Source organism: Kribbella turkmenica (genome assembly GCF_004348725.1).
Classification (GTDB): Bacteria; Actinomycetota; Actinomycetes; order Propionibacteriales; family Kribbellaceae; genus Kribbella; species Kribbella turkmenica.
Genome location: NZ_SMKR01000269.1, coordinates 1 through 6,048, shown reverse-complemented (window position 1 = coordinate 6,048; position 6,048 = coordinate 1). Strand labels below are relative to the sequence as shown.

At 64.9% G+C, this 6,048-nt stretch carries 5 protein-coding genes; 2 read left to right on the top strand and 3 right to left on the bottom strand.

The window, feature by feature from the left end:
* From E1218_RS36420 to E1218_RS34580, 3 genes are all read right to left on the bottom strand, one after another.
* A partial coding sequence (locus E1218_RS36420) for a hypothetical protein (protein WP_165949549.1) occupies positions 1-252 on the bottom strand: 252 nt, incomplete at its 3' end.
* A gap of 400 nt (positions 253-652) precedes the next feature.
* Complete coding sequence (locus E1218_RS34585; RefSeq protein ID WP_165949550.1) at positions 653-1,984, bottom strand: MFS transporter; 1,332 nt, start codon at positions 1,982-1,984, stop codon at positions 653-655.
* A gap of 134 nt (positions 1,985-2,118) precedes the next feature.
* Positions 2,119-2,919: an IclR family transcriptional regulator gene (locus E1218_RS34580; protein ID WP_132327255.1), complete on the bottom strand. Its 801-nt coding sequence runs from the start codon at positions 2,917-2,919 to the stop codon at positions 2,119-2,121.
* 252 nt (positions 2,920-3,171) lie between these two features.
* Between E1218_RS34580 and E1218_RS34575 the strand changes: the two genes are divergently transcribed.
* Positions 3,172-5,436, top strand: coding sequence for a hypothetical protein (locus tag E1218_RS34575; RefSeq protein WP_132327254.1), 2,265 nt, complete (start codon positions 3,172-3,174; stop codon positions 5,434-5,436).
* Positions 5,437-5,438: 2 nt separating this feature from the next.
* Positions 5,439-6,048 (top strand): NAD(P)-dependent oxidoreductase (locus E1218_RS34570; RefSeq protein WP_267900351.1); only part of this gene is annotated, 610 nt, incomplete at its 3' end.

Genomic DNA, 6,048 nt, shown 5'->3' with positions numbered 1-6,048 from the left:
CTGTACCTTCGCGACGTAGTCGGCGCTGACCCGGTGATCTGCCGCCTTGTCGCGCATCACACCGGCGCATTGATCGAGGCAGACGAGCGGGGCATCGACAGGCTCGCGCAAGAGTTCCCCCTGCCCGATCAAATCCTGCTCGAGGCTCTGACGTACTGCGATCTCACTGCGGCGGCCGACGGTTGCCAGGTCGACGTCGAGGAACGCTTGAACGAGATCCTGCGCTGCTACCCGCCCGGCCATGTCGTGCATCGCTCGATTGTCAGATCCGGCCCGTCGCTTCGACGGGCAGCGGGGAATGTGCAGCGCCGGCTGACTGCCTGACCATCAGGTCTCAGGTTCGATCGGACTGTCTTGGTGCCTTTCGACGAGGTGGAGAACGGGTACGCCGAGGTGTCGACGGGCTTGCGCGGACCAGTCGATGTGGAGCAGCTCGGCGAGCGACGTTTCTGGCAGCAACGTTCAGTCGCGCCGGCTATGACGTGGTCGAAGCCGCCCGGATGGATGCTCGCGCCCACCGTGGCACGGGCAAGTCCGACCCGCTCGACGCCCGGGGCTGTCGCGGGTCCATGAACGTGCCGCCGTCGCGGCCCTGTTCTCCAAGCTTGAGGGGGTTTGAGCAACGGCGTCCGGCCGGCACCTGGCGCTCGAGCTACAGGCGGGCCGCGGCCCCACCACGATTGGCGGCTTCGGTGAGGCGGCGCTCCTCCTCCGGCCAAGCCAGCGCGAGGTTCTGCCCGCGTGTCTCATCGCCAAGGTAGACGCTGATCGCGCTGATCGCGGCGTACAGCACGATGGTTCCGGCGACCGGCCAGTAGCTGCCGGTCCAGGCCACCAAGGCCGCGGCGACGAACGGGCTTGTTCCGGCGATCAGAGGTGCGGTCAGCTCGCGCGCGAGTGACATCCCGCTTGCCCGTGCCCGAGTGCCGAAAAGCTCCGGGTAGTAGGAGCACTGGACCGCGAACATGACATACACACCGAGGGGGATGGCCAGGATGAATGCGAACCAGATCGCCGCGGCCGAGCCCGTGTTCAGCAACCAGAAGAAGGGGAATGCGATCAGACCGACGAACACCGAACCAGCGATGAACACCGGCCGGCGGCCAACCCTGTCGGACAGCGCGCCGAATGCCGGGATCGTGATGATGCCGAGCGCCCCGGCGATCGTCACGCCGGTCAGCGCGGCGCTGCGTGTGGCGGACCCGAGATTAGCCGCGACGTAGCTGAGGGCGAAGGTGTTGAACACATAGGTTGGGCCTACCTCGGCGAAGCGTCCACCAACCGCGACGAGGAAGTTCTTCCGGTATGTTCTGAAAACCTCGACGGCGGGCGCCGCAGCGGCTGTGTTCGTTTTGGTGATGGCCTCGAAGACGGGTGTCTCGCCGATGCGAAGGCGGATGTACAGCGCGACAGCAACCATCACAGCACTCAGGAGAAACGGGATCCGCCAGCCCCAATCAAGGAATGCGGCGTCCGACATTACCCTGCCGACGAGGGCGAACGTCCCAGCGGCAAGGCCCACTCCCAGCGCAACACCGGAACCCACAAGGCTTGCGTAGAATCCTCGCTTGTCGTCGGGCGCGTACTCCGCGACCATCGTGGCAGCCGGACCGAGCTCACCCCCGGCGCCGACGCCCTGAAGGAGTCGCAGTGCGACCAACAGCACAGGTGCCGCGACACCGATCGACTGGTAGCTAGGTAGCGCGCCGATGAGAACCGTGGCGACGCCCATGAGGACCAGTGAGGCGACGAGGACCTTCGTCCGCCCGATCTTGTCGGCTCGGTTTCCGAGCAGGATCCCGCCGAGCGGCCTCGCGAAGAAGCCGAGCCCAAATGTGGCGAATGCTGCGAGTGTGCCGTTCAGTGGGTCCAAGCTGGGGAAGAACGTTGCTTTGAAGACAAGCGCCGCCGCGACTCCATAGAGGGTGAAGTCGTACCACTCGATGACGCTGCCAAGGAATCCTGCGAGCGCGACCTTTCGCACGGATGCTACTGCGCTAGTTGGGCCTTGCGGTTTCGCTGCCACGATATTCTGACCTCCGTATGATCCTCATCGCGGGCCATCAGAAGATGACTTCTGGCGTTCATCGGCGTTGGAGCTGCTTCACCAACAAGCCGCTATCGCAGTGACAGGTTGCTCACCATCGTGATGCTGCGCTCTATTTCATGGGCGGCGCGTTTCAGGAGTGGCACATACTCGTCGAGCCGCTGCTGGACCGAACGCAGCACTGGCGCTGCGATGCAGAGCGCGGCGGTGGTTCTGCGTAGCGGGTCGGCGACGGGCACGCTTACGGCGCCAATGCCGTCCTCGTTCTCCTCGTTCGCCGTCGCATAACCCCGACTGCGGACGCGGCTGAGCTCCTCACGAAGCCGGGCGAGATCCGTGATCGTACGGCGAGCCCTCCGCTCCAGGTTGAGGCCGGCAAGGACTGCGTCCAGCTCGTCATCGGGTAGAGACGAAAGCAGGACCTTGCCTTGCGCGGTGCAGTAGAGCGGCACACGCGACCCGACATCGGCGGACACCCGGACCCTGCGCGTTCCGGGAACCTGAGCGACGTAGAGCACCTGGTTCCGGTCAAGCACGGACAACAGGCAGGTTTCACCGGTCTCCTCGACAAGCCTTTGCATCAACGGCGCCGCGACATCGGAGATGGCTTGCGTCCGGGTGACGCTGTGGCTCAGTTCGAACACCCGGATTCCCAGCGTGTACTGGCGCTGGTCAGCGTTGAAGGCCACGAACTTCTCGTCCACCAGGGTTGATGCGAGTCGATGCACCGTGCTGGTCGGCATGTGCACCCGGCGCGCGAGCTCGCTGACGCCGACACCGTCTGGGTATTCGCCGATCGCAGCCAGCACCCGCAATCCCTTGCGTAGCACCTGGCTACCACCAGTGCCGCGGACCTCATCGTCTTCCAACATGTGGGAAGCCTCTCCAGTACTTGGCAAGATGCGGTGGACGCTACTAGGGTGCCTTTCGCCCGGTCAAGAGGCTGTCGCCGGGGAATCGTCAGCTCGATGGCCGCGCCCATGACGCCGACGCTGGTTCGGATCCCCGGACACGGATGACGCCATGTGCGAACCACGACTGGCGTGCCTGGCCTGCTACACAGCGGCGACCCGTGGAGCCAGGCCGGCGACCGCGCGATGCAGAGAGACGAACGGAGATATGCGGTGGAGCTCGAGAACGATCAGGTGAGGGTGACCACACGACGAGCCGGAGACAGCGTGCTGCATGAGGTCGCGACGCGCGACGGAAACGTGGTGGCGGAGTCGTTGGATGGTCCATGGACCACTGAGCGGATCGAGGGCCGAAACCTGATCCTCGAGGGCGAGACACCAGTCGGTCCCGCCCGGCTGACCATCGTCGTGCCTGCGACCGGTTCCTGGGTTCATTTCCGGGTCGACGCCGAGATCTCGGGTCGACTGGACGAGCTCCTCGCGTTGTACCAGTTCGTTCCCGGGACTGCTGACTTCACGTTCGCTCCGCACATCCGCCCAGCGGACGACCACGTCGTCGCTCAATGGGGCATGAAGACGCCCGCCGCGATCATCCAGAAGGATCGCGCCACCATGGCGCTCGTCCTCGACACCGAGCTTGTCACCGAGCAGAGCCGTCGACTGCACCTGGCGCTCGAGATGGAGGCCGACCCGCTGGTCCGTCCGCAGCCACTGCTGGGCATCGGCATCAAGGTCACCGAGCCTGTCGAGCTGAACTACTTCCGCCACCGCGAGGATCTCGCGGTCGATATCCGGGGTGAGCGCGTCAGTTTCGGTTACTACATCTGGGTCGGCGACGAGGAACCAGCGGTGGGCTACCGCAGTGTTGCGCGGTTCCTCTGGCAACTGTTCGGCCAGAAGCGCATCACGCGGACATTGGCTCCGCAGGCTGCGAGGTTCGACCGGTACGCCGACGAGGGCCTGACATACGCGTTCGACAACCTGTGGCTCGATCTCGACCAGCCCGGCGGACCGGCCGGCGGCGTACTGAATGGGATCTGCTATGCCAATGACATCTGGTTCCAGAGCCTGTTCAACCATCTTCGGAGTGCGATCGGCATGCGTGGCTTTGGACATCCAGACGCAGCAAGCCGAGTAAAGAACCTGGCCCTCAGCGCGCCCCAACATCCGGCAGGCCCGTTCAAGACCATCTTCCACAGCTCTATCCGACAGGCTCGACGCGAGAAGGACTGGGTGACAAGCTCGCACTGGATGCTGAGCCCGGGCGTCGAGAACAAGATGCGTAGCGTACGACGACAGAATCTCGTCAAGCTCATCGACTGGGAGAGCCTTTACCACACCGTCGACTGCTCCTGGACGACGTACTGGATGCTTCGCTGGCACCAGGAGGTCGAGGCCGACGAACGCCTCACGGCGTTCGCTTCGAACTACGGGGACTTCCTCGTCGACGCACAGACACGGTCGGGCGCCATCCCGTCCTTCATCCGTGCGGACGACTTGACGCCGGAGGTGTTGCTCAGCCACAACGTCGGCACGTCGGCATCGGCTGCGATGCTCGCGAGGCTGTACATGGTGACCGGACAGAAGGCGCACCTGGTGGCCGCCCGACGAGCAGCTCGCTTCATCGAGGAGAACGTGCTACCGACCCGGCGATGGCAAGACTACGAGGTCGTGTTCGACTCGGGCGCGAAACCTCTCGGATTCTTCGATCACCACACCCAGCAGTACGCGCAGACGACGCAGGGGATGGTCTGGACGATCGCGATGTTCCATTCGTTGTACGAGGCGACGGGGGAGCAGCGATTCCTTGACCGCGCAGGCGAGGTTGTCGACTACCTGTCACTGTTCCAGCAGCTGTGGGACCCGCCGTTCCTCTCGGTTCAGACATTTGGCGGGTTCCCCGTCGGCAACAGCCACCCGTCATGGAACGACGCCAGGACACCTCTTCTCGCGACCGCCTTCGCCGACCACTTCGCGCTCACCCATGAGCCTGAGTACCTCCAGCGTGCGATCGCTGCACTGCGCGCGTCATTGGTCCTCATGTTCGTCCCCGAGAATGCCGCCGTCTCCGCCATCTTCGAAGCCGGCCCGCGGGGGCACGCCGACGAGGGATACGCCGGCCGCGGCCGGGACGAGCAGTTCACGGGGCTGAGCTTCGACTTCCCCGTCGGCGCAGCGCTGTCATCGATCGCGTTGGTCAAGCAGCGTCATGGCGACGCCTACGTCGACGCGACGCGGAACTTTGCCATCGGCATCGATGGCTGCCTCGTTCACGACCTCAAGGTGCAGAACGACCGCGTCGATCTCAGCGTTGAGCTGACGCCATCGACGGAGCAGGAGATCGACCTTCGCGTTGTCATCGACAATCCGCGGGATGCGCAGACTCTGTTGACAGTGAACGGGAACGAGGTCGGTGTCTTCAGTCGCGCACAGCTCAGCACGGGAGTCCACGTCCCGGTCAAAGGATGCCCACAGTGAGCATGAAGCCGCCCGTGCTCGCCGTGAGCCGCGGCCGACTGCCGGGTCAGTTGGTTTCCGATCTTGAGGGAAGGGTCGAGCTCCGGGAGTGGACCAGCTCAGGCGCTCCCGACGCAGACGAACTTGCCGAATTCTGCGCAGACGCGGACGCGCTGGTGTGTCGATCGACCGACATCATCGACGACGCTCTGCTGGTCCGGACGCCCCGGCTTCGCGTCGTCGCCCGCGCCGGAGTCGGCTACGAGAACTTCGACCTTGCCGCGATGTCTCGTCGGAGCGTGGTCGGCTGCATCACGCCGGACGTTGTGACCGAGGCAACGGCGGACCTAACCTGGGCCCTGATCCTGGCGTCGTGTCGGCGTGTCGTGGAAGCCGCGAGCTGGCTGAAGGATCCCGAGCGGGGCGACGCGCTGGCACCCGGGTTTCTCGGCGTCGACGTCCATAGCAAGACCCTCGGTGTGGTCGGCTACGGCCGTATCGGCCGCGCGGTCGCGCGCCGTGCGGAAGGCTTCGGGATGAGAGTGCTGCATACCGGGCGCCGCGATGACGGCCGACCGGGCTGGACGCCGTTGGTCGAGCTGTTGACCCAGGCCGACATCGTCACGCTGCATG

Coding starts and splice junctions, on each gene's coding strand:
- E1218_RS34580 (WP_132327255.1), bottom strand. CDS start 2,919: ATGTTGGAAGACGATGAGGTCCGCGGCACTGGTGGTAGCCAGGTGCTA.